The 22,970-nt window shown below is 58.0% G+C and carries 23 protein-coding genes and 7 tRNA genes; 19 read left to right on the top strand and 11 right to left on the bottom strand.

Going from position 1 to position 22,970, the window contains the following annotated elements; all coding sequences use genetic code 11:
- Positions 1 to 3: 3 nt before the first annotated feature.
- Positions 4 to 387, bottom strand: coding sequence for a DUF3099 domain-containing protein (locus HMPREF1267_RS07605; RefSeq protein WP_023028868.1), 384 nt, complete (start codon positions 385 to 387; stop codon positions 4 to 6).
- Between the two features lie 138 nt (positions 388 to 525).
- On the opposite strand from HMPREF1267_RS07605, the gene HMPREF1267_RS07600 reads away from it, so the two are divergent.
- Both HMPREF1267_RS07600 and HMPREF1267_RS07595 read left to right on the top strand, forming a co-directional pair.
- Positions 526 to 777, top strand: a complete 252-nt coding sequence (locus HMPREF1267_RS07600; RefSeq protein WP_005278940.1) for a DUF3039 domain-containing protein — start codon at positions 526 to 528, stop codon at positions 775 to 777.
- Positions 774 to 2,537: a DEAD/DEAH box helicase gene (locus tag HMPREF1267_RS07595; RefSeq protein ID WP_023028867.1), complete on the top strand. Its 1,764-nt coding sequence runs from the start codon at positions 774 to 776 to the stop codon at positions 2,535 to 2,537. Before HMPREF1267_RS07600 ends, HMPREF1267_RS07595 begins: the two co-directional genes overlap by 4 nt.
- A 145-nt stretch (positions 2,538 to 2,682) precedes the next feature.
- On the opposite strand, the gene HMPREF1267_RS07590 is transcribed toward HMPREF1267_RS07595, so the two are convergent.
- Complete coding sequence (locus HMPREF1267_RS07590) at positions 2,683 to 4,104, bottom strand: RNA polymerase sigma factor (protein ID WP_023028866.1); 1,422 nt, start codon at positions 4,102 to 4,104, stop codon at positions 2,683 to 2,685.
- A 197-nt stretch (positions 4,105 to 4,301) separates the two neighbouring features.
- Positions 4,302 to 5,060, bottom strand: coding sequence for a polyphosphate--glucose phosphotransferase (ppgK, locus tag HMPREF1267_RS07585; protein ID WP_023017377.1), 759 nt, complete (start codon positions 5,058 to 5,060; stop codon positions 4,302 to 4,304).
- On the opposite strand from ppgK, the gene HMPREF1267_RS07580 reads away from it, so the two are divergent.
- Together HMPREF1267_RS07580 and HMPREF1267_RS07575 are read left to right on the top strand one after the other, a co-directional pair.
- On the top strand, positions 5,059 to 5,946 hold the full coding sequence (locus HMPREF1267_RS07580; RefSeq protein WP_034667141.1) for an inositol monophosphatase family protein: 888 nt from the start codon (positions 5,059 to 5,061) through the stop codon (positions 5,944 to 5,946). The two genes, ppgK and HMPREF1267_RS07580, sit on opposite strands and share 2 nt — an antisense overlap.
- 111 nt (positions 5,947 to 6,057) lie before the next feature.
- Positions 6,058 to 6,348 carry a DUF4193 domain-containing protein gene (locus HMPREF1267_RS07575; RefSeq protein WP_005278945.1) on the top strand — a complete coding sequence of 97 codons (291 nt, stop codon included), beginning with the start codon at positions 6,058 to 6,060 and terminating at the stop codon, positions 6,346 to 6,348.
- 714 nt (positions 6,349 to 7,062) lie between these two features.
- On the opposite strand, the gene HMPREF1267_RS07565 is transcribed toward HMPREF1267_RS07575, so the two are convergent.
- Entirely contained in the window at positions 7,063 to 7,524 is a 462-nt protein-coding gene (locus HMPREF1267_RS07565; RefSeq protein ID WP_005278947.1) for a DUF3093 domain-containing protein, read from the bottom strand.
- 103 nt (positions 7,525 to 7,627) lie between these two features.
- On the opposite strand from HMPREF1267_RS07565, the gene dut reads away from it, so the two are divergent.
- From dut to dxs, 5 genes are all read left to right on the top strand, one after another.
- Entirely contained in the window at positions 7,628 to 8,101 is a 474-nt protein-coding gene (dut, locus tag HMPREF1267_RS07560; protein ID WP_023017381.1) for a dUTP diphosphatase, read from the top strand.
- 14 nt (positions 8,102 to 8,115) lie between these two features.
- A complete protein-coding gene (locus HMPREF1267_RS07555) occupies positions 8,116 to 9,087 on the top strand; it encodes a DUF3710 domain-containing protein (RefSeq protein ID WP_005278949.1) in 972 nt (323 codons plus the stop codon).
- Positions 9,088 to 9,116: 29 nt separating this feature from the next.
- Positions 9,117 to 9,824: a DUF3159 domain-containing protein gene (locus tag HMPREF1267_RS07550; protein ID WP_034654245.1), complete on the top strand. Its 708-nt coding sequence runs from the start codon at positions 9,117 to 9,119 to the stop codon at positions 9,822 to 9,824.
- Positions 9,817 to 11,073, top strand: coding sequence for a class I SAM-dependent RNA methyltransferase (locus HMPREF1267_RS07545; RefSeq protein WP_023028864.1), 1,257 nt, complete (start codon positions 9,817 to 9,819; stop codon positions 11,071 to 11,073). The genes HMPREF1267_RS07550 and HMPREF1267_RS07545 overlap by 8 nt, the downstream gene beginning before the upstream one ends.
- 106 nt (positions 11,074 to 11,179) lie before the next feature.
- Positions 11,180 to 13,078, top strand: coding sequence for a 1-deoxy-D-xylulose-5-phosphate synthase (gene dxs / locus HMPREF1267_RS07540; protein WP_023028863.1), 1,899 nt, complete (start codon positions 11,180 to 11,182; stop codon positions 13,076 to 13,078).
- Here dxs and HMPREF1267_RS07535 read toward each other — a convergent pair.
- Together HMPREF1267_RS07535 and HMPREF1267_RS07530 are read right to left on the bottom strand one after the other, a co-directional pair.
- Positions 13,075 to 14,295 (bottom strand): HRDC domain-containing protein, encoded by a 1,221-nt coding sequence (locus HMPREF1267_RS07535; protein WP_023028862.1) that lies wholly within the window; start codon positions 14,293 to 14,295, stop codon positions 13,075 to 13,077. The genes dxs and HMPREF1267_RS07535 overlap by 4 nt on opposite strands.
- Position 14,296: 1 nt before the next feature.
- Positions 14,297 to 14,971 (bottom strand): DUF3000 domain-containing protein, encoded by a 675-nt coding sequence (locus HMPREF1267_RS07530; RefSeq protein WP_023022634.1) that lies wholly within the window; start codon positions 14,969 to 14,971, stop codon positions 14,297 to 14,299.
- Between the two features lie 150 nt (positions 14,972 to 15,121).
- On the opposite strand from HMPREF1267_RS07530, the gene hemQ reads away from it, so the two are divergent.
- Positions 15,122 to 15,823, top strand: a complete 702-nt coding sequence (gene hemQ / locus HMPREF1267_RS07525; protein ID WP_023017388.1) for a hydrogen peroxide-dependent heme synthase — start codon at positions 15,122 to 15,124, stop codon at positions 15,821 to 15,823.
- 91 nt (positions 15,824 to 15,914) lie between these two features.
- Here the strand turns inward: hemQ and msrB are convergent, their stop codons facing one another.
- The 5 genes from msrB to HMPREF1267_RS07500 all read right to left on the bottom strand — a co-directional run bounded on the left by msrB (position 15,915) and on the right by HMPREF1267_RS07500 (position 19,309).
- Positions 15,915 to 16,331: a peptide-methionine (R)-S-oxide reductase MsrB gene (gene msrB / locus HMPREF1267_RS07520; protein WP_005283348.1), complete on the bottom strand. Its 417-nt coding sequence runs from the start codon at positions 16,329 to 16,331 to the stop codon at positions 15,915 to 15,917.
- Between the two features lie 10 nt (positions 16,332 to 16,341).
- Entirely contained in the window at positions 16,342 to 17,493 is a 1,152-nt protein-coding gene (locus HMPREF1267_RS07515) for a glycosyltransferase family 87 protein (protein ID WP_023028861.1), read from the bottom strand.
- Between the two features lie 6 nt (positions 17,494 to 17,499).
- A complete protein-coding gene (locus HMPREF1267_RS07510) occupies positions 17,500 to 18,198 on the bottom strand; it encodes a dihydrofolate reductase family protein (RefSeq protein WP_023028860.1) in 699 nt (232 codons plus the stop codon).
- 45 nt (positions 18,199 to 18,243) lie between these two features.
- The gene (locus HMPREF1267_RS07505; RefSeq protein ID WP_023028859.1) at positions 18,244 to 19,146 is read right to left on the bottom strand and encodes a DMT family transporter; all 903 of its coding nucleotides are present in this window, start codon (positions 19,144 to 19,146) and stop codon (positions 18,244 to 18,246) included.
- Positions 19,147 to 19,234: 88 nt separating this feature from the next.
- A tRNA-Val gene (locus HMPREF1267_RS07500) sits at positions 19,235 to 19,309 on the bottom strand.
- 255 nt (positions 19,310 to 19,564) lie between these two features.
- Here HMPREF1267_RS07500 and HMPREF1267_RS07495 point away from each other — a divergent pair.
- The 9 genes from HMPREF1267_RS07495 to HMPREF1267_RS07455 all read left to right on the top strand — a co-directional run bounded on the left by HMPREF1267_RS07495 (position 19,565) and on the right by HMPREF1267_RS07455 (position 22,923).
- Positions 19,565 to 19,640, top strand: a tRNA-Gly gene (locus HMPREF1267_RS07495).
- Positions 19,641 to 19,693: 53 nt separating this feature from the next.
- Positions 19,694 to 19,765, top strand: a tRNA-Val gene (locus HMPREF1267_RS07490).
- Between the two features lie 38 nt (positions 19,766 to 19,803).
- Positions 19,804 to 19,879: transfer RNA gene (locus HMPREF1267_RS07485), tRNA-Gly, on the top strand.
- A 30-nt stretch (positions 19,880 to 19,909) separates the two neighbouring features.
- Positions 19,910 to 19,980 (top strand) — tRNA-Cys (locus HMPREF1267_RS07480).
- Positions 19,981 to 20,007: 27 nt separating this feature from the next.
- Positions 20,008 to 20,079, top strand: a tRNA-Val gene (locus tag HMPREF1267_RS07475).
- 43 nt (positions 20,080 to 20,122) lie between these two features.
- Positions 20,123 to 20,198: transfer RNA gene (locus tag HMPREF1267_RS07470), tRNA-Gly, on the top strand.
- Between the two features lie 201 nt (positions 20,199 to 20,399).
- Positions 20,400 to 21,008 (top strand): copper resistance protein CopC, encoded by a 609-nt coding sequence (locus HMPREF1267_RS07465; protein ID WP_023028858.1) that lies wholly within the window; start codon positions 20,400 to 20,402, stop codon positions 21,006 to 21,008.
- Positions 21,008 to 21,694 (top strand): copper chaperone PCu(A)C, encoded by a 687-nt coding sequence (locus HMPREF1267_RS07460; RefSeq protein WP_023017393.1) that lies wholly within the window; start codon positions 21,008 to 21,010, stop codon positions 21,692 to 21,694. The genes HMPREF1267_RS07465 and HMPREF1267_RS07460 overlap by 1 nt, the downstream gene beginning before the upstream one ends.
- Positions 21,695 to 21,696: 2 nt before the next feature.
- Complete coding sequence (locus tag HMPREF1267_RS07455; RefSeq protein WP_023028857.1) at positions 21,697 to 22,923, top strand: Dyp-type peroxidase; 1,227 nt, start codon at positions 21,697 to 21,699, stop codon at positions 22,921 to 22,923.
- The last annotated feature ends 47 nt before the right edge of the window (positions 22,924 to 22,970 follow it).

The following is a 22,970-nucleotide window of genomic DNA, read 5'->3' as shown; positions in this document are numbered from 1 at the left end:
CGCCTAATCGGAGGCAGTATCGTCATGGTCAATAACGGAATGCTGAGATTCGATTGCCTTGGAGCCACCGCGGGAAATCTGTTGGTTCTGATACTGCGAATATAGCTGACGATTCATCGCGGGTTTATAGACATTTTTATCCCGCTTGTCCTTCTTCTCACCGCGGCTATTGCCAATGACCACGGCAATCCACGGCAAAGGAAAAGTCACGCCCACGATGATCGCCGCGAGCAACCACCAATGCAGGTACAAAAAGACCCCGGCAATGAGCAGGGACGGCACGCGCAGGAATTGGAAAAAGCCGTACCACAGCTCCCGGCGCCTGCGATCTTGTGCGGGCGAGAGCTTGGCATCCGTGATGAGAAAACGTTCCTTTTTGCCAAACACTTAAATTACGCACCTCCCTGGAGCGCGGCGCGTAACCCTACAACATGGGACGGGAAAGCCGGCGTTGGAGTGCGTAGAGTGTGCATGTTCTCCAAGGGTAGACGCATGACTCGCAAAGTTCGATGCTGATGCGGCAAAATGGGGTGCGTGACTACGACTACGAAGACAATTGAACGGCCAGATATTCGTGAAGACACTTCGACGACGGATAATGACACGCCGAAGTTCTTCCACTACGTCAAAAAGGATCAGATTCTCGATTCCGCGGTCAACGGAAAATACGTCGTTGCTCTGTGCGGTGAGACCTTCCCGGTAACCAAACAGGCAAAGCCGGGCTCGCCGGTATGCCCCGATTGCGAACGCGTTTTTAAGGGTCTTCGCCGCAAGTGAGGACGTTTAAGAAGACGAACCTCCGCGCGTGGCAGCAATCAGCCCTCGATAAATTCCTCGCCACCAAGCCACAAGATTTTATGGCCGTGGCGACCCCAGGTGCGGGTAAAACCACCTTTGCTCTGCGCATCGCGACGGAGCTTATGGAAGACCGCACGGTAGAACGCGTCATCGTCGTGGTGCCTACCGAGCACCTGAAGACGCAGTGGTCTGCCGCCGCCGCGCGGGTGGGCTTGGCCTTGGATCCTGCCTTCACGAACTCCTCTGCGGTCAACCCCAGCATGGACGGCATCGTGGTGACCTATGCCCAAGTGGGCATGCACCCCTTCAAGCACCGCGCCGTTGCCTCCGCGCGGCGCACCTTGGTGATCTTGGACGAGATCCACCACGCCGGCGATGCCAAAAGCTGGGGCGATGGCGTCAAGGAAGCCTACGACGACGTCAACCACCGCCTCGCGCTGACCGGTACGCCGTTTCGCTCCGATGAATCGCCCATCCCCTTTGTGCGCTATGAGGACGATGGGGAAGGCCATAAGGTCTCACGCGCCGACCACACCTACGATTACGGCGATGCGCTTGCCGATGGCGTCGTGCGCCCCGTCGTCTTCCTGTCCTACTCCGGCGAGGCGCGCTGGCGGGACTCCGCCGGGGAAGAGCACTCCGCGCGACTGGGTGACATCATGAACGTGGAACAAACCGCGCGCGCCTGGCGCACCGCGCTCGACCCCAAGGGCGAATGGATCCCCGCCGTGCTGCAGGCGGCGCATACCCGCTTGATGCAGATGCGGCGCAATATGCCGGATGCCGGCGGGCTCGTGCTCGCTTCCGATACGACCACCGCCCGCGCCTACGCGAAAATCCTCAAGCAACTCTCCAATACCCCAGTCTCGGTTATTTTGTCCGATGACCCAGGTTCCTCGGACCGCATTCAAGAATTTGCGGACTCCACCGATGAATGGATGGTTGCCGTACGCATGGTGTCTGAGGGCGTCGACGTGCCCCGCCTCGCGGTCGGAGTCTACGCCACGTCCGCGTCGACCCCCTTGTTCTTCGCCCAGGCAATCGGCCGCTTTGTGCGCTCCCGCATGCCTGGCGAAACCGCCTCGGTCTTCCTTCCCTCTATCCCCGTGCTGCTCGGCCTTGCCGAGCACATGGAAAAATCCCGCGACCACGTCTTGGGCAAAGAGAAGACGGAGAAAGAAGGCTGGGACGACGAGCTACTCGAGCAGGCAAACCAGAAAAAGACTGAACCGGACATGCTGGAAAAGTCCTACGAGTCTTTAGGCGCCGAAGCCGAATTTTCTGGCCTGCTCTATAACGGCTCGCAGTTTAATACCGGCGATATGACCTCTGATGAGGAAGCCGATTTCCTCGGCATCCCCGGGCTCCTCGATGCCGACCAGGTCAAAGACCTACTGCGCAAGAAGCAATCCGAGGAAATGGACCGCCGTGAGGCCGAGGAAAAGGCGCGCCGGGCCGCTGAGGCAGAAGAGGCTCACCGCCGCAAGATCTACGGCATGGGTCATGCGCCTGCCGCGAAGCAGCAAGAGTCCGATGGCGCAGAGGATACCGGCGTGGTGGATGAGCTCGGCGCGCTGCGCAAGGAGCTCAACACGGTGGTCTCCATTGCCGCGCAGAGCTCCGGCCGGCCGCACGGTGCCATCCACACCGAGGTCCGCAAGGCCTGCGGCGGACCGCCCACCGCGTTGTGTAGCGCGGACCAATTGCGCGAGCGCATCAACTACTTGCGCAAGTGGTAGCAAGCCTCCTTATCGCCGGTTGGCTGTCGGCCGGCTTGCTGGCGCTGCGCTTCTTTCGCGACGCCAGCCCCGCAGGAGGGAAAGGCACATAAAAGGCCGCACCACCGTGGTGCGGCCTTAATGCTGTGCGAGGCGGGCGAGTTATCTAGTCGAGGTAATCGCGCAATACCTGCGAACGAGAGGGGTGACGCAGCTTTGACATCGTCTTGGACTCGATCTGACGGATGCGCTCGCGGGTAACTCCGTAGACCTGGCCGATCTCGTCTAAAGTGCGCGGCATGCCATCGGTAAGCCCGAAGCGCAGGCGCACGACGCCAGCTTCGCGCTCGGACAACGTGGTCAGCACGTCCTGGAGCTGGTCCTGCAACAAGGTGAAGGACACGGCATCGACGGCGATGACGGCCTCAGAGTCCTCGATGAAGTCACCCAACTGAGAATCGCCCTCATCACCGATGGTCTGGTCCAGCGAGATGGGCTCACGCGCATACTGCTGAATCTCCATCACCTTTTCTTCGGTGATGTCCATTTCCTTCGCGAGCTCCTGTGGGGTGGGCTCGCGGCCCAAGTCCTGGAGCAGCTCGCGCTGGATGCGGCCCAGCTTGTTGATGACCTCCACCATGTGTACCGGGATGCGGATGGTGCGGGCCTGGTCTGCCATGGCGCGGGTAATGGCCTGGCGGATCCACCACGTGGCATAGGTAGAGAACTTGTAGCCCTTGGTGTAGTCGAACTTTTCTACCGCACGGATAAGGCCCAAGTTGCCTTCCTGGATAAGGTCCAAGAAAGCCATGCCGCGGCCGGTGTAGCGCTTGGCCAAGGAGACCACAAGGCGAAGGTTGGCCTCCAACAGGTGGTTCTTAGCCTTTCGTCCGTCCCTAGCGATGCTGCGCAGATCGCGCTTTTCCATGGGGGAGAGCTTGGCAGCCTTATCGCCCTCCGCGCGAGCCTTTTCCATCTCGTCCATGCGGTGCTGCGCGTACAGGCCGGCCTCAATGCGCTTGGCCAAAGAGACCTCCTGCTCAGCATTCAGCAGGGCAACCTTACCGATCTGCTTGAGGTACGCGCGCACGGAGTCGGCGGAGGCGGTCAGCTGTGCATCCTTGCGCGCCTGGCGCAGGGCGACGGATTCTTCCTCATCCCAGACAGAGGACGTATCTTCTACTTCGTCCTCGTCTTCTTCTTCGCCCAACTCTTCCTGAATATCGTCTTCATCGAGGTCAGTGGGGGCATCGAATTCGTCCTCTTCGATGTCCTCATGAGTTGGGTCGAAGTCGACGTCATCCGCAGGGGCATCTTGCTCAACGGAATCGAGCTGATCCTCTGCGTCCTCTGCCTCCTCCGACGGCGCTTTCTCCGCGGAGTTTGCAGGGGAGTCTTGCGGTTCCGCCGCAGAGGCTCGCACGGTCTTCTTGACAGCTTTCTTGGCTGATTTCTTCGCCGACTTCTTGGCGGTTTTCTTCGCCGTTTTCTTTGCCGTCTTTTTGGCGGTCTTCTTTGCAGGAGTAGATGCCTCGACAGACTTATCGTCCTCGCCGAGTGCCTGGTCTGAAGAATCAGTGGCTGCCACGTACGCCCTTTCGACTTACTACTTGATGGGAATAGCTCACCGCACCCGCACAGGGTGGCAATAGCATTAAGAAATGCTAGCGGGTGTAGGCCTTATGCAGGTCAGACACGCCCGAGAGCCATGCAATTTTGGATCGACCGCCCAGTATAGGCGATTTTTGCACAATGCCGGTAGATAGGGTTAATGCAACGGCGATTTTATGGCTCTAGGCCTTCCAATACCGCCATCGCTGCACCTACAATACCCGCACGATTTTGCAACTGTGCAGGCATAACGGGGGTATCAATGGTTAAGTGGTGTCCCCATTTGTGGAATTTGCGAGATATGCCACCCCCGATCAGGAATGCTTGCGGGTTAAATAATTTCTCGTATTCTTGCAGCACTCGATTGAGCCGAGGCGTCCACTCCTTGTACTTCAGCCCTTCGCGTTCCTTGGCGGCGGAGGACGCGATCGCCTCGGCTTCGTTAGTTTCCACCGTGAGGTGGCCAAGCTCGGTATTGGGGAAGAGCTGCCCGTTGAGGAAGAAGGCCGATCCGATGCCGGTTCCCAGCGTCAAAAAGATGACTGGCCCGGTTTTGGCCAACTCGTTTCCATACGCGACTTCCGCAAGTCCTGCGGCATCGGCATCATTTAAGACCACAAAATCAACGTCTAAATAACGCGAAAACAACTCGGTGGTATCCACGCCTATCCACTCAGGTGAGATATTGGCAGCGGAGTGCACCGTGTGGTTCGACACTACCGAGGGCAAGGTGATGCCGACGGGCTTGTCCCACTCTTTTTCGCGCACAATTTGGGCTACTACCGTGGCTACCTCATCTGGTGTGGACGGCTGTGGGGTAGGGATCTTTAGCCGCGAACCCACGAATTCACCGTTTTTGAGGTCGACTTCTGCGCCCTTAATGCCGGAGCCGCCGATATCGATGCCAAATGAGTGGCCAGTATGAGTAGTCATGCTCGCAAGTGTAGAAGAAGGCACAATGGTTGGCATGGATCATGACATAGATTTTCTGCAGTTGCGAGATTTTGCGGAATCTACCGCGATGCACGCGGCGGAACTTATCCGGACGCGCCGCGCCGACTTGGTCGCTGGAGACGGTATTGCGGCACATACTCAGACGAAATCGAGCGCCGTCGACCCGGTAACGGAGGTCGACACCGCCACTGAGGAGTTTATTACGCGCACGATTAGGGAAAGCCGCCCTGGCGATGGCTTATTAGGTGAGGAAGGCGCGAGCTTCGACGGGACGACCGGCGTGCGGTGGATCGTGGACCCCATCGACGGAACCGTCAATTTCCTTTACGGCATTCCGGACTACGCGGTCTCCATCGGTGCGGAATACGATGGCCGCCTGGTAGCAGGCGCTGTGGTCAACGTGGCGCGGGGGCAGGTGTATTCCGCAGCGGCAGGCGAGGGTGCCACGGTTACCACTGCGGATGGCACGCGGTCCTCGCTGCGATGCGGTGAACAAGATGATCCCGCGCTTTCCTTGGTTGCGACGGGATTTGGTTACGGCGCACAGCGGCGCAAACACCAGGCGGAGCTGCTGACCAAGTTGCTGCCGCAGGTCCGCGATATCCGCCGCATCGGCGCAGCCGCCCTTGATTTGTGCCGCGTGGCCGAGGGGAGCGTAGATGCCTATTTCGAGCACGGCATTAACGCTTGGGATTTTGCCGCCGGTGCTCTCATCGCCCGCGAGGCAGGAGCTAAAGTCCACCATCCAGGGCTGGACAAGGGGGCCGCCGATGGTGAATTAACCTGGGCTGCGGGGGTGAATTTGGCACCCGCATTTGAGGAACTTTTGGCAGCACATGGCGCTAAGGAAGCGATGCGGGGGTGAAGGATCTAAGAATTTCTTAGCAGCAGGATGACATATCGGTGTTTGTCCTTTACTATGCGCGATCGATAAACAACTATTCCTAAAGCAACTCGACTTATAGGGGCGTGCAGTATGGCCACCGATTATGACGCACCGCGCCGCGGTGCAGAAGACGAACTTGAAACTGACTCTTTAGAGGGACTGAAAGCAGCTGAACCCGAAAGCAATGGCATGGATGACGATGGCGAAATCGTCGAAGCATTCCAGCCGCCATCAGTTGACCTCACCGGCGAGGAACTCAACGTACAGGTCGTTCCCCGCCAAGAAGACGAATTTACCTGCGGATCCTGCTTTTTGGTCCAGTCCAATAAGCGTTACTCGCACGAAGAAGATGGCATGCCCATCTGTAAGGATTGTGCCTAAACAGCCAGTATTGGCCTAGCTAGCCGTTACTGCGCACAACCCAAATAAAGATTCACCCCGCCGCAGTTTGCACAGGCAAACGTGGCGGGGTGTGAAGTTTTCCTTGTTTAGCAGACACCTAATGTGCGCGGGAGCTAACTCCCCGGGGCCTCTACTTTCGGGGGGCAGGCCCCCTCAGTTATCCAGCTATATCTAAGGCTGTTCGTCTTTGCCCTTTTCATCCGGTTCGCTTCCTTGCTTTTGCCGTTTCTCCCATAGGTATCGACGAACCAAGAAGATGGGCAGGACTAGAACGAAGTAAAAAGCCATGTACCTCACTACGTGAAGGACGATGCCGTCAGAGCTCACTTCGCTCCAAGAGACTCCTTCCACGTTGGATGAGGACACTCCCCGCCAACCGGTTACTTGGCTGACATAAAATTCAGCGATGACCATTAGCGGCAGTAGCACAAAGGAAAACCACCAAGGAGGTATCCAGGGTTTCCCATCTTTTTGAGTTCTGCCTAAAGCTCCTCCGAAACCCATTGTGATCTCTTCCTAGTCCAACTTTTCACTGACGGTACAAGAACCCGCGTAAGGTGCGACCGAAAGTCTGCTTTAATGCTGTCATGCGGGCTTGCTCGGGGGGGGGGGATGCAGTAGCACGGAAAACACCAACGGCACTCTCACAGGTGATGCCTTCTAAAAAGCAGCGACCCCTAGAATCTACGAATTTTACGCGTGCTGCTCTGGCAGGAAGGCGCGGAGCAGTTGGTCTGGATCTTTCGAGGCAATGAGCCAATATGGGGTGTCATCTTCCGGATCATTGAGGACCATCATGGCGTGCTCGTCAATCCAGGCATGAGAGACCAAGAATGCGGCCGGATCGAATTGCGGGCCCAGTGCGTTATGGCGCGCAGACTTTGGAACGGTAATCGAACGAGAGACAACCTCATTGGGTAGCTGTGCGTCTTTGACGAGCAGCCACCGCGTGCCATCTTCATCTTGTTCTACTTGCACAACGGTCCCAGACCACGTGATGAGCACCCAGATAGCGATGGCTCCGAGCAGGACCGCGGGAATGATGGTCCACCACACAGAGCGGTTGAGTCCGGCCGTAGCTGAGGTTAAAGCCACAACGATTGCTGCAAAAATCCAGAAGTACCACGGCACCCATTGGCGTTCGCGATACAACACTTTCGGGTCAGCGGGTTGAGGAGCAGGAATATCAGACACGTCTAGGCAGTCTAGTCCACTCCAGGCGCAGAATGAACCGGCTGGGGCAGGTAGGATTGGCTAAGTGACTGATTCGAATTCGCTACCGCAGGAACTAACGCCAGTAGGAGACGTCAAAATTAAGCGCCTCGATAAAGGGCTGCCGATGCCATTTCGGGCCCATCGGGGTGACGCCGGCGCCGATCTTTATGCTGCCGAGGCGCTTACCCTCCAACCTGGCGAACGCGCCCTCGTTGGCACCGGTATAGCCATGGCCTTGCCGCTGGGCACCGTGGGATTAATTCATCCGAGGTCTGGCCTAGCAGCTAAACACGGGCTGTCCATTGTCAATACGCCGGGTACCGTGGATGCTGACTACCGCGGGGAGATCAAGGTGTGCCTGATCAACCACGATTCCCACACCCCGATCGAGATCGAGCGCGGCATGCGCATCGCTCAACTCGTGGTACAGCGTGTAGAACTAATGGATTTTAGCGAAGTAGAAGACTTGGATGAGACCGACCGCGGTACCGGCGGCTACGGATCAACCGGGGTATAGAAAGGTTTAAACACATGGGTATTTGGCCATTTGGCAAAAAGAAAAACGATGACAACCGGAAGGAAGAGCCGGAGGCCTCACGGCAATCGCAGCCGCAAGAGCCTGCCGCTGATTCCGCAGGATCGGCTTCGGCTGAATCGAATTCCTTTGCATCCGTAAAAGATACGGCTGCCGATGCCGCCGCAGCTTCGGGACAGGTGCCAACGGAGTTTGCCCACGACGCCGTAAATGGCGAAACCGGCCCCTTCGATGGCGATTCCGTCAATATCGAAGACTTTGACTTTTCTGATTCTTCCATCGGCATCCTTGACCTTGGCTCGATGCGCATTCCGCTGCCCAAGGATTCCCAGGTCCAGGTAGAAATGGGCGAACAAGGCCCGAAGATGCTGCACATTGTCACCAAGGCGGGCCGTATTACTCCCGTTGCCTTCGCAGCTCCACGCAAGCCTGGCCAGTGGGCTGAATCCGTGGAAGAAATCAAGGAAGGCATGAGCCGCGATGGGCTATCCGTCACCACGGAGCAAGGCCCTTGGGGGCTGGAAATCGTTGGCAAAAATGACAACGGCCAACTGCGCGTCATTGGCGCCGAAGGCCCGCGGTGGATGCTGCGCTTAACTCTTGCAGCACCTACCGGCCTTGAAGAAGATTTAGCGCAGATCGCGCGCGACGTAGCATCGCGCACCTTTGTCTACCGCGGTGAAGATCCCATTTTGGCGGGCAATGCACTGCCGGTCATCATGCCCAAGCAGCTGGTGGAGCAGGTCAAACAAGCCATGGAAAAGCGCCAGCAGGACCAATCAGGCGCAAATTCCCAGGGGCAGGCGGCCCAAGGTCACCCAGAAAACGGAGTAGGCGGCCCCGATCCCGCAGCTGAGGCGGAAGCCGAACAGCAACTGCGCGATTTGGGCGCGCAGCCACCCAAGGGGGACAATGAATCTCCCGCACATGACAAAGACAAGGGGTCTAACCCCGATACCGATAAGTAAGTAAAGCAGAACGCTACGTGAGTAACTCTTTGCCGGAGCCGCAGGCTCCACAGCTAGGCGACGATCAGGACCGCGATAATGAGCCAACTCTGTTGGAACAAATGGGAGGCCTTCCCGGACTGGTTGCGGCCACCTTGCCCATCGTCGTCCTTATTCCAGTTAATAGCCTTTACGGCCTAACCCCGGCGCTCATCTCCGCGCTGGGTGTGGCGGTAGTGATCGCCATATGGCGCATCGTTCGCAAACAGACCATTCAGCCGGCCATCTCTGGCCTTATCGGGGTGGCCATTTGCGCCGCCATCGCCTGGTTTACCGGCGATGCCAAAGGCTACTTCCTATACGGCATTTGGATGTCACTGGCCCTGTTTATCGCCGCGTCGCTATCAATTCTCTTCCGGTGGCCGGCCGTTGGCGTTATCTGGAAGGGCTTGAACGGCGATGATATGGCCTGGCAGAAGGTAAAGCTTGCGCGCAGGGCCTATTCCATTGCCACCGCCGGGTGGGCCGTTATCTTCTTAGCGCGGTTTATTATCCAGCGCGCGATTTATGATGCCGGGGAGACGACCGCCTTGGGCATTACCAGGATCGTCATGGGCTGGCCCTTGACGCTGTTGGTGACCGCATTGACCGTGTGGATGGTGCGCCGCGCAGATGCCGCGGTAGAAGCGGCAGAAAATGCCGGGCTTGCCACAAGTTCAGATCGCAGTACACAAGAGTTCGAGGCAGAAAATGAATGAGTCCGCTCTATCTCGCGGAGACACCCTGGAGGTCACCATTGACCGCATGGCCCATGGTGGACTTGGCATCGGCCACGCCTCAGACGGGCGCGTCGTCTTCGTTCCCCGGGCTTTTCCGGGGGACACGGTTCGCGCAACCGCCGGTAAGGTGAAAAAGTCCTTTATCAAGGGCGAACTCGATAGCATCGTCACCGCAGGGGCTCTGCGCGTACCCACTAGTTGCCCCGCCGCGGAGCTTGGTGCTGGGTGCTGCGATTTTGCAGAGTTGGATCCCGCAGCGGAACTAGACATCAAGATGGACGTTCTCCGCGAACAGCTGCGCCGTAGCGGCATAGAAGGGCTCGAGTCCCTCACTATTGAACAACACGACCTGCCGCCGGTACGGGGCTGGCGGACGAGGGTCAGGTTGGGCGTCGACAAGCAAGGCCGCGCCGGATTGCGGAAGTACCGCTCGAATGAGCTGGTGACTTCTGTCGGTTGTACCCAACTAGCAGATGGCTTGATTGATGGTTTGGTAGGCGACGGCGCGCGGCGTTTTACCCCGGGGGCCGAAATCGTCGCGGTTCTCGATGGCGCGGGTAACCGGCATGTGGTGGAAACGCGCAAGGCACCGCGGGGCAGGCGCGTGGAGACCATTCGCGAGGTCATCGAGGGCTCTGGCACGGTGGTCGAAAACGTCAATGGCCGCGAGTTTTCCTTCCCTGCCACGGCCTTTTGGCAAGCGCATGTGGCGGCGCCGGAACTTTATAGCGCTGTGGCGGGGCAGTGGCTGGCCGGCCGGAATTACCAGCAGAAGATTGCCTGGGATTTGTACGGCGGCGTCGGACTATTCGCGCCCGCGCTATCAGAAGCCACCGGTGGAAAAGTCATTTCCGTGGACTATTCGCCCGCGGCAACGGCGTCTACGCAGCCGGGGCTGCGCGATATCGATATTGCAGTCAAATCCGCGAAGGTAGAACAGGTTGCTGCGCAATTGCCCCAACCTGGTGCCGTGGTGCTCGATCCGCCGCGAACCGGGGCGGGCGAGCAGGTTATCCGCGCCGTGGCGGAGGCAAAGCCGCAGGCCGTGGTTCATGTGGGCTGCGATCCCGCAACCTTTGCCCGCGATCTATCCCTGTGGCACAGCGCTGGGTACAAGCCTGAGAAAATGGCGCTAATCAATGCCTTTCCTGGCACCCATCACTTTGAGGTTATCGCTCTTATTACCCCAGATAAGGAAGCAGATAAGCCGGCGCAGAGTTCCGTTTAACGCGAAAATACCTCGCCTGAAGTAATGAGCCGATATAAAAGAAAATACGGACCACGGGTACGGTGGATAGGAAGAACTAAGCACAGAAGGAGTTGAAGGCCGCTCCATGACTATCTTGGATACCATAAACTCGCCGCAAGACCTGAAGGCACTGCCTGCAGATAAGTTGGAGGAACTTGCGGCGGATATTCGCCAGCGCCTCATCGATAAGGTATCGGTGACTGGTGGGCACTTGGGGCCCAATTTGGGCGTGGTGGAATTGACCATTGCGCTGCACCGGGTCTTTGATTCCCCGCGCGAGCCGATCATCTTCGATACCTCCCACCAGTCTTATGTGCACAAAATGTTGACTGGCCGCACGGCCCAATTCGATACCCTGCGCCAAAAGGGTGGCCTGTCCGGTTATACGGACCGCGGTGAGTCCGAGCATGACTGGACGGAATCCTCGCATGCTTCCGCCTCGCTATCGACTGTGGATGGACTCTCTAAGGCCTTCAAGATTCGCGGGGAAGGCCACCGCAATGTCATCGGCATCGTCGGCGATGGCGCGCTTACCGGCGGCATGTGCTGGGAAGCGCTCAATAATATCTCTGAAGATAAAAAGCGCAATGCGGTCATCGTGGTCAATGACAACGGTCGCAGCTATTCGCCCACGATTGGCGGCATTTCTGAAAACCTGGGGCGCATTCGTTCCCAGCATGGCTACGACGAGCTCATGGAGCAGGGCAAGCGCCGCTTGAAATCCATGGGGTGGGTAGGCGAGCGCGCCTTTGATGCGCTCCATGCCATGAAAGAAGGCGTCAAGTCCACGGTCTTGCCCACGGAGATTTTCCCTGAGTTGGGGATTAAATATATTGGCCCCATTTACGGCCATGACATCGATGGTTTGGTGCATGCGCTTTCCTATGCCCGCGATTATGAGGGCCCCATTATCGTGCATGTGGTCACGGAAAAGGGCCACGGGTTTGCGCCTGCGGTCAATGAGCCGAAGGATCAGATGCACTCGACGGGCGCTATCGATCCGGTAACCGGCGTAGCGAAGGGCACCAAGCAGCCGGGGTGGACGGCCGCATTTTCTGAAGAATTGATCGCGGCGGCGGAAAAGCGCGATGACATCGTTGCAATCACCGCAGCCATGGCGGGTCCTACGGGGCTGGCTCCCTTCCAGGAGCGTTTCCCAGAGCGGTTCTTTGATGTGGGCATCGCCGAGCAGCACGCGATGGCCTCTGCCTCTGGTTTGGCTTTGGGCGGCATGCACCCCGTGGTGGCTGTGTATTCCACGTTCCTCAACCGGGCCGTGGATCAAGTCATCATGGATATCGCCTTGCTCAAGCTGCCGGTGACCATCGTGCTGGACCGCGCGGGCGTGACGGGATCTGATGGCGCCTCCCACAACGGAATTTGGGATATGTCCTTAATGAGCATTGTCCCAGGTATGCACATCGCCGCCCCGCGCGATGGTGCGCGCCTGCGCGAGCTCTTTCACGAATCTCTGGACATTGATTCTGGGCCTTCAGTCGTCCGGTTCCCCAAGGGAAACTTGCTGCCCGATATGGAAGCCGTGGATACGCTTGCCGATGGCGTCGATATCCTCTACTACGGCGAGGCCGACGCCGGTGAGGATACCCCCGAGGTCCTCATCGTTTCTATCGGTGCGATGTCCGCACGGAGCATTAAGGCCGCGCAAGAGCTGGAGAAGCAGGGGCTCAACGTCACGGTCATTGACCCGCGATGGGTCGCGCCAGTGGCAAGCTCCGTCATCGCTATGGCGGCAGATCACGATCTGGTGGTGACGGTAGAAGACGGCCTCATTCGCGGCGGCATCGGGTCCATGATTGCTGAGGCTCTCGGAGCCGCAGAGGTGGATACCCCGGTGCGGCGCCTTGGCGTTCCTGGCTACTTCCCCAAGCACGGTTCCCGCGGCGAGGTTTTGGAAGAGTTTGGCCTAAGCCCAGGGCTCATTGCTGCATCGATTACCGAGTGGGTAGACAACCTCACCGATTAGTGCGGCTGGGAAAATAGGCTCGCGATCAATGCCGGGGCAACGAGGTTGACCTGCCATGACCGCGCGCCTTCGCTTTCTAGGAAGGCGGGCACGTCTTCAGGCTGGCTGATGGTGCCGCTCCCACCAATCGCCGCCCACACGGCAGCGCGGAGGGTAGCGGGTCGCAGGAGCAGCTCCGATGGTAGCCCGAGCTCTTCGGCGATGTCCCCAACGGCGGCGCGGATTTGCTGATACTCCTCCCACAGTTCTGGATACTCCCTGGACCACACCGATTTGGAGGGAACGTTTCTTTCCTCACGGAGCGCACCCGGGCGCCCCCGCGGTGGAATTTTCTGGGACTGCTGCACCGCCCGCAACCAGCGCTGCGCGGCGCCTTTGCGCCGGCGCGGAAACCCCTTGATGCGGGTGAGCTGCGGCTGCGTGCTGGGCAAAACCCGGGCTATCTCTACCAGGACCTTATTGGGCAGTACCCGCCCAGGCGCGGTATCGGTTCGCCGGCTAATATCATCGCGCAGGTTCCACAGTGATTGCGCCGCGGCGCGCTGCTTCCCATTCTTTAAGCTCGATACTCCCTTGATATCGCGCCAGGAGCCCGGCTGTGGGGAGGTGTCATGTGCATGCTTGGCGACGATTGCCGCGCACTCCTCCAGCATCCACTCCAGCTTTTCTTGTTCGGCCAAGATATCGCGCAGCGTCGTAGCTAGTTCCAGCAGGAGCTCGACATCGAGTGCGGCATAAGCGCGCATTTCTTCACTCAACCGCGGGATGGACCAGTCATCGTCGCCGTGGCCTTTTTCTAACTGGACATCGAAAAGCTCCACGATAATGGCGCCCAAATTGGTGCGGTGAAAGCCAGCAAACCGGGCGGCCAATTCCGTATCGAAAAGGGCGCCGGGGAAAAGCCCGAGCCACCCAAGAGAGGGGAGATCCGAGGGGGCGGCGTGAATGATCCAGTGCTGACCATTGAGCACCGGGGCCAGCACCTGGGTTAACTCCGCGCGGTGGCCTTCTGGAGCAAAAAGCATCGTCCCGGCGCCGTTACGGCGAATCTGGATGAGAAAGGCGCGGTCATCGTACCGGTAACCTGAGGCGCGTTCGGTATCGATGGCAAAGGGCCCAGTACCCGCTTGCAACCGCGCGGCCGCCTCGGCAAATTCCGCCGGGGTGGATAAGACCTTCGGAATACCCTCCTTCGGACGCTTCCGAAATTCCACCATCTTAGCGGCCGAGCTCAGTAACGCCTTCAGGCGGCAGGCCCGCGACGTTGGCTAAGACTTGTGCAAAGGCCTGCACGTGCGGTGCTAAATCTAGTCCCTCCGCGGTCCACGATGCGCGCATTTCAATCTGATAAGCGCGCGGGGGACCGCCGATCTCTCCGAAGCGGACCGAAGCGGTGGAGGTGACGGTGCCGCCGAGGTTGGTAAGCTCCGCGCCCTCTTTTTCTAAGCCTTCATTGAGCCACTGCCAGGCGACGTCCGGCAGCAACGGATCTCCTGCTACCGAATCATCCATATCGGCCTGGATATACGCCACTAGGCGCATCGCGCCCTCCCAGGCCTCTTCCGCGCCTGGGTCATGGAGGAGGATGAGGCGCCCGAAGGCATCGCCATCTGAATCGGTGGCGATAATATCGGGCTCCTCTTCCGTGCCCACCTCAAGGCCAATGGCGTGGCTAAAGGGGGCTAGCCGCTGCGGTGGGCGAATGGACCCGAGGCTAATCTCAGGGCGAAGAGCGGCCGCGTGCATGGACTCTACCGCCTGAGTAAAAGCCGGTGGCGTCGTCGGCTCTTGTGCCTCGTCGTTGCGGCGTAGGGAGGTAAAGGCTGCACCATCTCCGGAGTTGCCTCCGGCATTCTTACCGGCGCTGGGCGTGGTCGATTCGGAATTACTCACCTTGATAAAGCTATAGTTTCGCTACCTTGAGCTGGCGGAGGCGCGCCGATAGTGGGAGGCACACAGGGGAGAGGGATGACAATCGGTGTAACTCCAACTTATGATGGATATGTCCGAATATTCGAATAAGCTTCTGCAAAGGAGAAGGCAATGGCGAAGCTCGATTTCAAGGAACTCAACGAAGTACAGCAGTACTCCCAACACGCCGTTTTTAAGGTGATCCCAGGCGGCCTGGGCACCGAGCGCGAGGAGATTATCTCCCAAGCCCAAGAATTCTTTGCGGAGCTAGAAAAGGACAATAAGGTCACCGTTCGCGGCGTCTACGATCTGACCGCGATGCGCGATTCTGCAGACTTCATGATCTGGTGGCACGCTGAGGAATTTTCCGATATCCAAAAAGCCTTCGGCGATTTCCGCCGGGAGACCACCTTGGGCCAGGTAAGCGAGGTGACCTGGATTGGAAACGCCTTGCACCGGCCGGCCGAGTTCAATAAATCCCACTTGCCTTCCTTCATCATGGGGGAAGAGCCCAAGGAGTGGATTGCCGTCTATCCATTCGTGCGTTCGTATGACTGGTACACGATGGACGAACAAAAGCGCCGCCGCATTTTGATGGAACACGGCATGCAGGCACGCGACTACCCCGACGTGCGCGCCAATACTGTGCCGGCATTCGCGCTTGGGGATTATGAGTGGGTGCTAGCCTTTGAGGCCGACGAGCTGCACCGCATCGTGGACCTGATGTATAAGATGCGCTATACCGAAGCCCGCCACCACGTCCGCGAGGAAATTCCTTTCCACACCGGACGCCGCGTGAAGGACATCGCAGAACTCATTAAGGTTTTGCCTTAAGATGTGAAACAAAAACAGCGCTGGGAGCACCCTTTACTGGAGCGAGCTCCCAGCGCTGTCATTTGATCTCACTGCGCGTGGTAGTGAAATCCTAGTTTTCCTCGATGGGCTTTTCTTCCAGGTTCAAGGAAATAGAGTTGATGCAGTAGCGCAGGTCAGTCGGGGTATCGTAGCCTTCGCCTTCAAAAACGTGGCCCAAGTGGGACTCGCAGTTGGCGCATAGTACCTCGATGCGGCGCATGCCCAAGGAGTTATCTTCCCGCTCGATGATCTTGTCACCGGCTAGCGGGGAGAAGAAGGAAGGCCAACCACAGTGGGAATCGAACTTCTCGGTGGAACGGAATAGCTCCTCGCCGCAGGCCTTGCAGGAGTAGACACCTTCTGTGGTGGTATCGGTGTATTTGCCCACGTGCGGAGGCTCCGTACCAGCTTCGCGCAATACGTAATATTCTTCGGGGCTAAGGCGCTTTTGCCAGTCGGCATCAGCAATGAGCTTAAAATCAGTCATGACTTTAAGTTTAATCCTTTATTTGCGTTGCACGCCACCATCCGGCAACGCAGGCGAAGATGATGACGATGAGCAGGCTCCATCCCACGGTGCCGGAGAAGAAGTTCATCCACCGCCCAGCATCCGGGTGCGCGTGCGATGTCCACGACACAGGCGCCAAGAACAGGAACGCGGCCACCCATGCGCCCACTGAGTGAAAGACGGAGCGCGGCAGGACCACGGTGAATATCAGCGGGAATAGCCACATTGAATAATATTGCTGTCCTAGCGAGGACAAGAAGAAGATCCCCACCATAATCGCGCCACTCGTCGTCAGCGCCCAGAACACCGGTTCGGATTGTCGCCACCGCAATAGCCCAAGCACCGCGCAGCCGATCAAGGCAGCGAAGATTATCCACACCACCCAGTAGAGGACGGGGCTAAATTCCACATAGGCGCGTAATCCCGCCCAGGAGGAATTGGCATAATCGCGGGTCGTGGACAGATAGGGCACAAGCTTGTCCAGGTAACCGCTTGCACCGGGCACCAGGGGCCACGCGAGGAGGTTAAGCACCACTGGAATCCCCAGCCCCGCGAGGAGGTTGCGCCACTGCAGCTTGACTAGGGGCAAGAAGAGGAGGGGCGCGAATTGGGGCTTAATCAAAATGGCTAGCCCAATGGCTATGCCGGAAACCCACGCGAGCTGCGGGGTGCGCTCAGCCTCTAAGAAAGCCCACAGGAAAAGCACCATGCAGAATAAGAGCACACCGTTGATATTGGTAAACGCCAAAGTATTGGTGACAGATTCGGTGGCGAAGGCTAAAGCGATAGAGACCGGAAACACCGGCGAGGTGAGCTTTCTTCCCACCACGTGGGTCAGCAGTGCTAATGCGGCAATGATGGCAAGGGCATTGACCACGATGAAAAGCCCGCGCGCTGGGCCAAAATCGAGCCACGCTAAAGGCGATAGGAATAGCGTTGCACCCGGGGTGTAGAGATACAACGGATCCACATGGTTATAGGCCTGCTCATACACCGGAATACCGTCGACCATGCGCCTTAGCGCGCTATAGACCGTGGTGAAATCATCAGTCAGCGTCCCATTGCGCGCGACGATGAAAACGCGCTGAATGACAAGGAGTACGGCAATAGGCCATGCGGCGGCGTTTATTCGAGCAGACACGACCTTTTAGTCTACGGGTTCAGACGCGCGCGAGTATCGCAGAAACACCGTGCTATCAGTATCTGCGGCAATATTTTCTAGGTGCATTCGGCGGTGGGAGTGCGTGCCATGAAAGGTAGCCACGGGCTTTTCCACGCCGGTGGACAGGTGGGGATCCAAGGTGAGATACATCTGGTCGATGGCATCGATATGCACCAGCTGGCCGAGCATTCCTGGCCCACCCTCGCAAAGGATGCGCTGAAATCCCCGCTCCCGCAATACGCGGAGGTAGTCCTGCATGGTGCCTTCACCTGCATCGATTACCTCTGCGCCTGCCGCCTCAAGAGGACCTTTCCTCGCGGACACCTCCGGGTTCTGCAGCGCCGCGTGGGGGACAAGGAAGAGCGGGGCGGTGGTGAAGTGGGTTAAGAATTTCGAGTCCGGCTCAAACTTCAAGCTTTGCGTGGGTACGGCAATGGGAGCGGGAGGCGAATCGGGAGAGTGTTGCTCTACTCCCGAATAATCTTCTGACCTGACCGTTTGCCCACCCACAAAAACAACTTCCGCCCAGCCACGCAGGGCCTGGAAAAGCTTTCCGTCGGTGTCATTGCCCATGGCCTCAGAAAGGTCGTTGATGGTGGCAGACCCGGTGAGGGTAGAAACCATATTGGCCCGGAGGGCGGGTAGGTAAGAGGGCTCGGGCCCTAAAAGCGAAGCGATGTCCATGCTCTGCCAGTGTAATGGTTCTGCCGGGGTGAATCGCCCTGTCAGCTACACCAGCCGAATGAGCACCACACCGGTTAAAAGGAGGGCAATGCCAAGCACCTGGCGGGATTTAATGGGGGCGCCGCTTACGCGGTCAATGATGAGCGAGCCCAGCATCGAGCCAAGCAGGCCGGCGACGACGGTAAGGCCAGTACCAATCTGCGGAACGAGGGCGGCGTTGCCGAAGATGAAAAGCGCGCCCAATACACCGCCTACCCACATCCACCACGGGTTAGGTTTTCCTTCCGGGCGCTCGATGCGGGGGCGCCAGCGCAACACGATATTGACGATGACCAGGGCGGTAACGCCGACGGCGAAAGATACCAGCGCAGCGCTGACCGGAGAGCCCGTGACTTGGCCCAGATGTCCGTTGATAGCGGATTGGCTAGCGGTAAAACAGCCAAAGATAAATCCGGCGAGCCGCCAGAGCCACAGGGCGGTCGCGGAATCCTCACTACTTGTTGCAGCGCTCGGGGTAGCTACCACCGCAATCACGCCGATAAGCACGATAATGGCACCGATGGCGCGCACTGCTGTGAGAGAAGATTGAGGGGACTCGAAGAGCCCGAAGTGGTCAACTATAAGACCCATGATGACTTGCCCCGCGATGGGTAAGACTACGGTCTGGACCGCGCCCAGGTGTGGAAAGAGAAGAATATTTCCGGTCAAAGCGACAACACCTAGCAAACCGCCGAACCAAATCCAGAGTGGTTCATCAAAGGCCCGCGCAATGCCGTAGTTACCGCCGGTAACGGCGGTGGCCACGATGAGCAGGGTTACCGTTCCTACGGCGAAGGAAATCATCGAGGAGGAAAACGGGGTACCGGTGGAGGCGCGAAGGCGAGTATTAACCAGCGTTTGTATCGGTAAAACCAGACCAGCAAGAATTCCCAAAAGTATCCACAACACGGGTGGACACTTTACTCAGATAAGCCAAAAAGCCTACTTGAATGGGAAAAGCCCATCTAAGCAAACGAAATTAAGCTTAGGTGGGCGGTGGTGGTCCTAACTGGGATTGAACCAGTGACCTTTCCGGTGTGAACGGAACGCTCTCCCACTGAGCTATAGGACCTTGCGGGGGATAAATCTACACCCGGTGCATTCCATTTTCCTAATTGGCTGGATGGAGGGCGCGGAAGGTGGGGTTAAAGCGGATATGTCTGGGAAGTGAGCGCGCGGGTTAAATGACAACCCTGCAATTCACACCGTCGATAAGTGAGTGATTTACGCCGCGCAATAGGTGTGCTGGGCTGGGGATTTGGAAACTAGCAGGGAGCACGATAATGTTTGTTCACGCACCGCAAAGCATTAAGCACTGCGGCGCGATGCGGATGTAGCGCAGTTGGTAGCGCATCACCTTGCCAAGGTGAGGGTCGCGAGTTCGAGTCTCGTCATCCGCTCCACGCTTTTCTAGAGGGTATTATGCCACCAAGGAAAGTGGAACTAAATGAATAGCGCGCGATTAGCTCAGTGGGAGAGCGCTTCCCTGACACGGAAGAGGTCACTGGTTCAATCCCAGTATCGCGCACAAGGACTTTGTCCTAGAAACCGGGCCTGGTTTCGCATGCGGATGTAGCGCAGTTGGTAGCGCATCACCTTGCCAAGGTGAGGGTCGCGAGTTCGAGTCTCGTCATCCGCTCCAGCACTGTATTGTGTGAGGCGGTATCGCCACGGTGGAATGGCCGAGTGGTGAGGCAACGGTCTGCAAAACCGTGCACACGGGTTCGATTCCCGTTTCCACCTCAACGTCTTAATGCCTTCGGGCATTAGGCGCGATTAGCTCAGTGGGAGAGCGCTTCCCTGACACGGAAGAGGTCACTGGTTCAATCCCAGTATCGCGCACAAGGGTCATCTTGTGGCCCTTGGTGAATCTTTTGATTTACCTGCGGATGTAGCGCAGTTGGTAGCGCATCACCTTGCCAAGGTGAGGGTCGCGAGTTCGAGTCTCGTCATCCGCTCCATTCAAGCCGCCTTGTCAGCAAGGCGGCTTTTTTGCATGCGGCAAATTCCGGCCCACAAACCGAAGCTTCTGTAGTGATAGAGATCGCAGACTTTTTCGCTTCGGTGCGGAACTATGGGGATATGGTTCCCGACTATTGATAGAGACACCCTGATGACCACGATTGTCACCAAGGCATTCGGTGGGATTAGGATGTCTTTGCATGTACACGCAAAATTCAGAACTGAAGGAGCTGAAAATGAGCCATCGCGTACCTTGGTTGCGCCGCACGGCAGTGGCAGTGGGAGCTACCGCGCTTATCGCGGGCGGATCCGCACCCGTAGCACTGGCGCACGATTCCGTCGTGGGCGGAACCGTAAAGGAGGGCGACCAGCTCGAGGAGTTTCCTGAGGAAATTACCCTGGAGTTCTCCGGCATCCCTAAAGACCAGTTCAACACCTTTGCGGTAACCAATAAGGACACTGGGGAACAGATCTTTAGCCAGGAGCCGGAGCTCGATGAACGCGATCTGACGATCACAACTCCAGATGATGTCGATCCCGGCCCAGGTAACTACCAGGTGGGCTACAACATCACCTCCTCGGATGGACACGCAACGCGCGGTGGGGTCTCATTTACGGTCACAGGTGGGGATAGCGATGATGCTTCCTCCACCGACGCTGCAGATGCAGATGGAGCTGCAGATTCTTCAAGCGATATGCCCACGTCGGTGAAAATCATCCTGGCAGTGGGCGGTGTGCTGGCCATAGTGGCCGTTCTGGCTTTGCTGATTGCTAAAACCCGTCGAAACGACTCGAAAGGTCACAAATAATGACTAAGAAAATTTCCCACCTGATTGCCGGCGTATCCCTCAGCGCCCTGGTTCTTGCTGGTTGCTCCCCGGATAATGAGAGCGATTCCAGCAACTCGGAGTCGACTTCGGCCGCTTCTTCCACCGCAGAAACCAGTAAATCTACCGCTGCAGCGGATAAGGACCTGACCTTCGAGGACGCCGTCGTCCGCGCCAACGAAGACAAGGATATGACCGCCATCTTCGGTACGTTGGTCAACCACTCGGATAAAGACATCGAGATTACCGGTTTCTCCACGAGCCTGGACGCAGAGATGAACCAGATTCACGAGACCGTCGATGGCCAGATGCGCGAAAAATCCAGCCCCTTGGTTGTCAAGGCCGGCGAGAGCCACGAGCTTGCTCCTGGCGGTGACCACTTCATGCTGATGGGCATGAAGGAAGGCATCATGCCTGGTGATTCCCTCGAGATGACGGTCACCCTGTCTGACGGCGAGGAGCTTGACCTGGGCACCATCCAGGCCCGCACCATGGGTGCTGGCGATGAGGACTACGGCGACATGGAGGGCATGGACCACGGTCACGCAGGCCACGATCACTCCGATCACGCCGGCCATGACCACTCCGGTCACGATCACTCTGGCCACGACCACTCCGGTCACGACCACTCCAGCAAGGACGACGAGAAAGAAAACCACAAGCACTAATCATGACGGGATTCAGCAGAAGGGGATTTCTCACCGGCGCTGCAGTGTCTACCAGCGCCATTGCGCTGGTGGGATGCAACTCGGATAAATCAACACCACACGCTGAAGCGGAGGAGAGCACTCCGCTTGCCGATGCCACCGTGGCTTTCGACGGCCCACACCAGGCCGGGATTGACACGCCGGAGCAAGCGCACCTGAACTTGGTGGGCTTTGATCTTAAAGGGGGCATCGGCAAGCAGGGCTTTGCCCGGCTCATGAAGCTGTGGACTGAGGACGCGCGAGCGCTGTGCACGGGCCAGCCGCCGTTGGGGACCTTGGAACCGGAAATGGTGCGCCAGCCTGCGAACCTCACCATTACGTGTGGGCTGGGCGAGCGCATTTTCTCCCTGCTGGGCGTGGATAAGCCGAAGTGGCTTGGCGATGTCCGCGCCTATTCCCGCGACCAATTAGATGACAAGTGGGGCCAAACTGACATCGTCCTGCAGATTTGCAGCGATGACCCGCTGATGAATACCTATGCGCTGCGGCACATGGTGCGCTCTGGCGAGCACTATGCCGAAGTCAGCTGGCTGCAGCAGGGCTTTATCAACGCCTACGGCAGCCACGAAAAGGGCGCGACCGCGCGCAATATGTTTGGCCAAAAAGATGGCACCGTGAACCCGCGCGGCGATGAACAATTCGCTGACCAAGTCTGGATCGAGGATGGCCCGAAGTGGCAGCAGGGTGGTGCGGCCATGGTGGTGCGCCGCATCCGCATGAACCTCGATACCTGGGAAAAGCTGGACCGCTCCTCCCGTGAAAATGCGGTGGGCCGCAAGCTGGAAAACGGGGCACCGCTTACGGGTGATAAGGAATTCGATGAGGCGGACTTTAAGGCCACGGATGAGTATGGCCTGCCCGTCATTGATAAGAACTCCCACATGGCGCGCGCGACTGCGCCGAAGGACCACCCGGAGCAAAAGATTTTGCGCCGTCCCTATAACTACGAGCTGCCGCCGGATGGCAAGGATGGCCAACTATCCAATATTGGCCAAATCTTCATCTGTTACCAGCAGGATCCCACCAAGCAATTCGAGCCCATTCAGGCGCGGCTTGATGAGGCGGATCTGCTGAATGAGTGGCTCACCCACATCGGTTCGGCGATGTATTTCTGCCCGCCGGGAACTAAAGGCAGCGATGGCAAAGAAACGTGGTGGGCGGAATCGCTTTGCACGCATGCTGGCCTGTAGAATGACGATCCGTAAATTTAACTAGTGGATGCGGCCAGGTATGCCGT

It is taken from the genome of Corynebacterium sp. KPL1824 (assembly GCF_000478095.1).
GTDB classification, from domain to species: Bacteria; Actinomycetota; Actinomycetes; order Mycobacteriales; family Mycobacteriaceae; genus Corynebacterium; species Corynebacterium accolens.
Note: the sequence above shows the minus strand (reverse complement) of the source record. Positions and strands in the feature narration are given on the sequence as shown.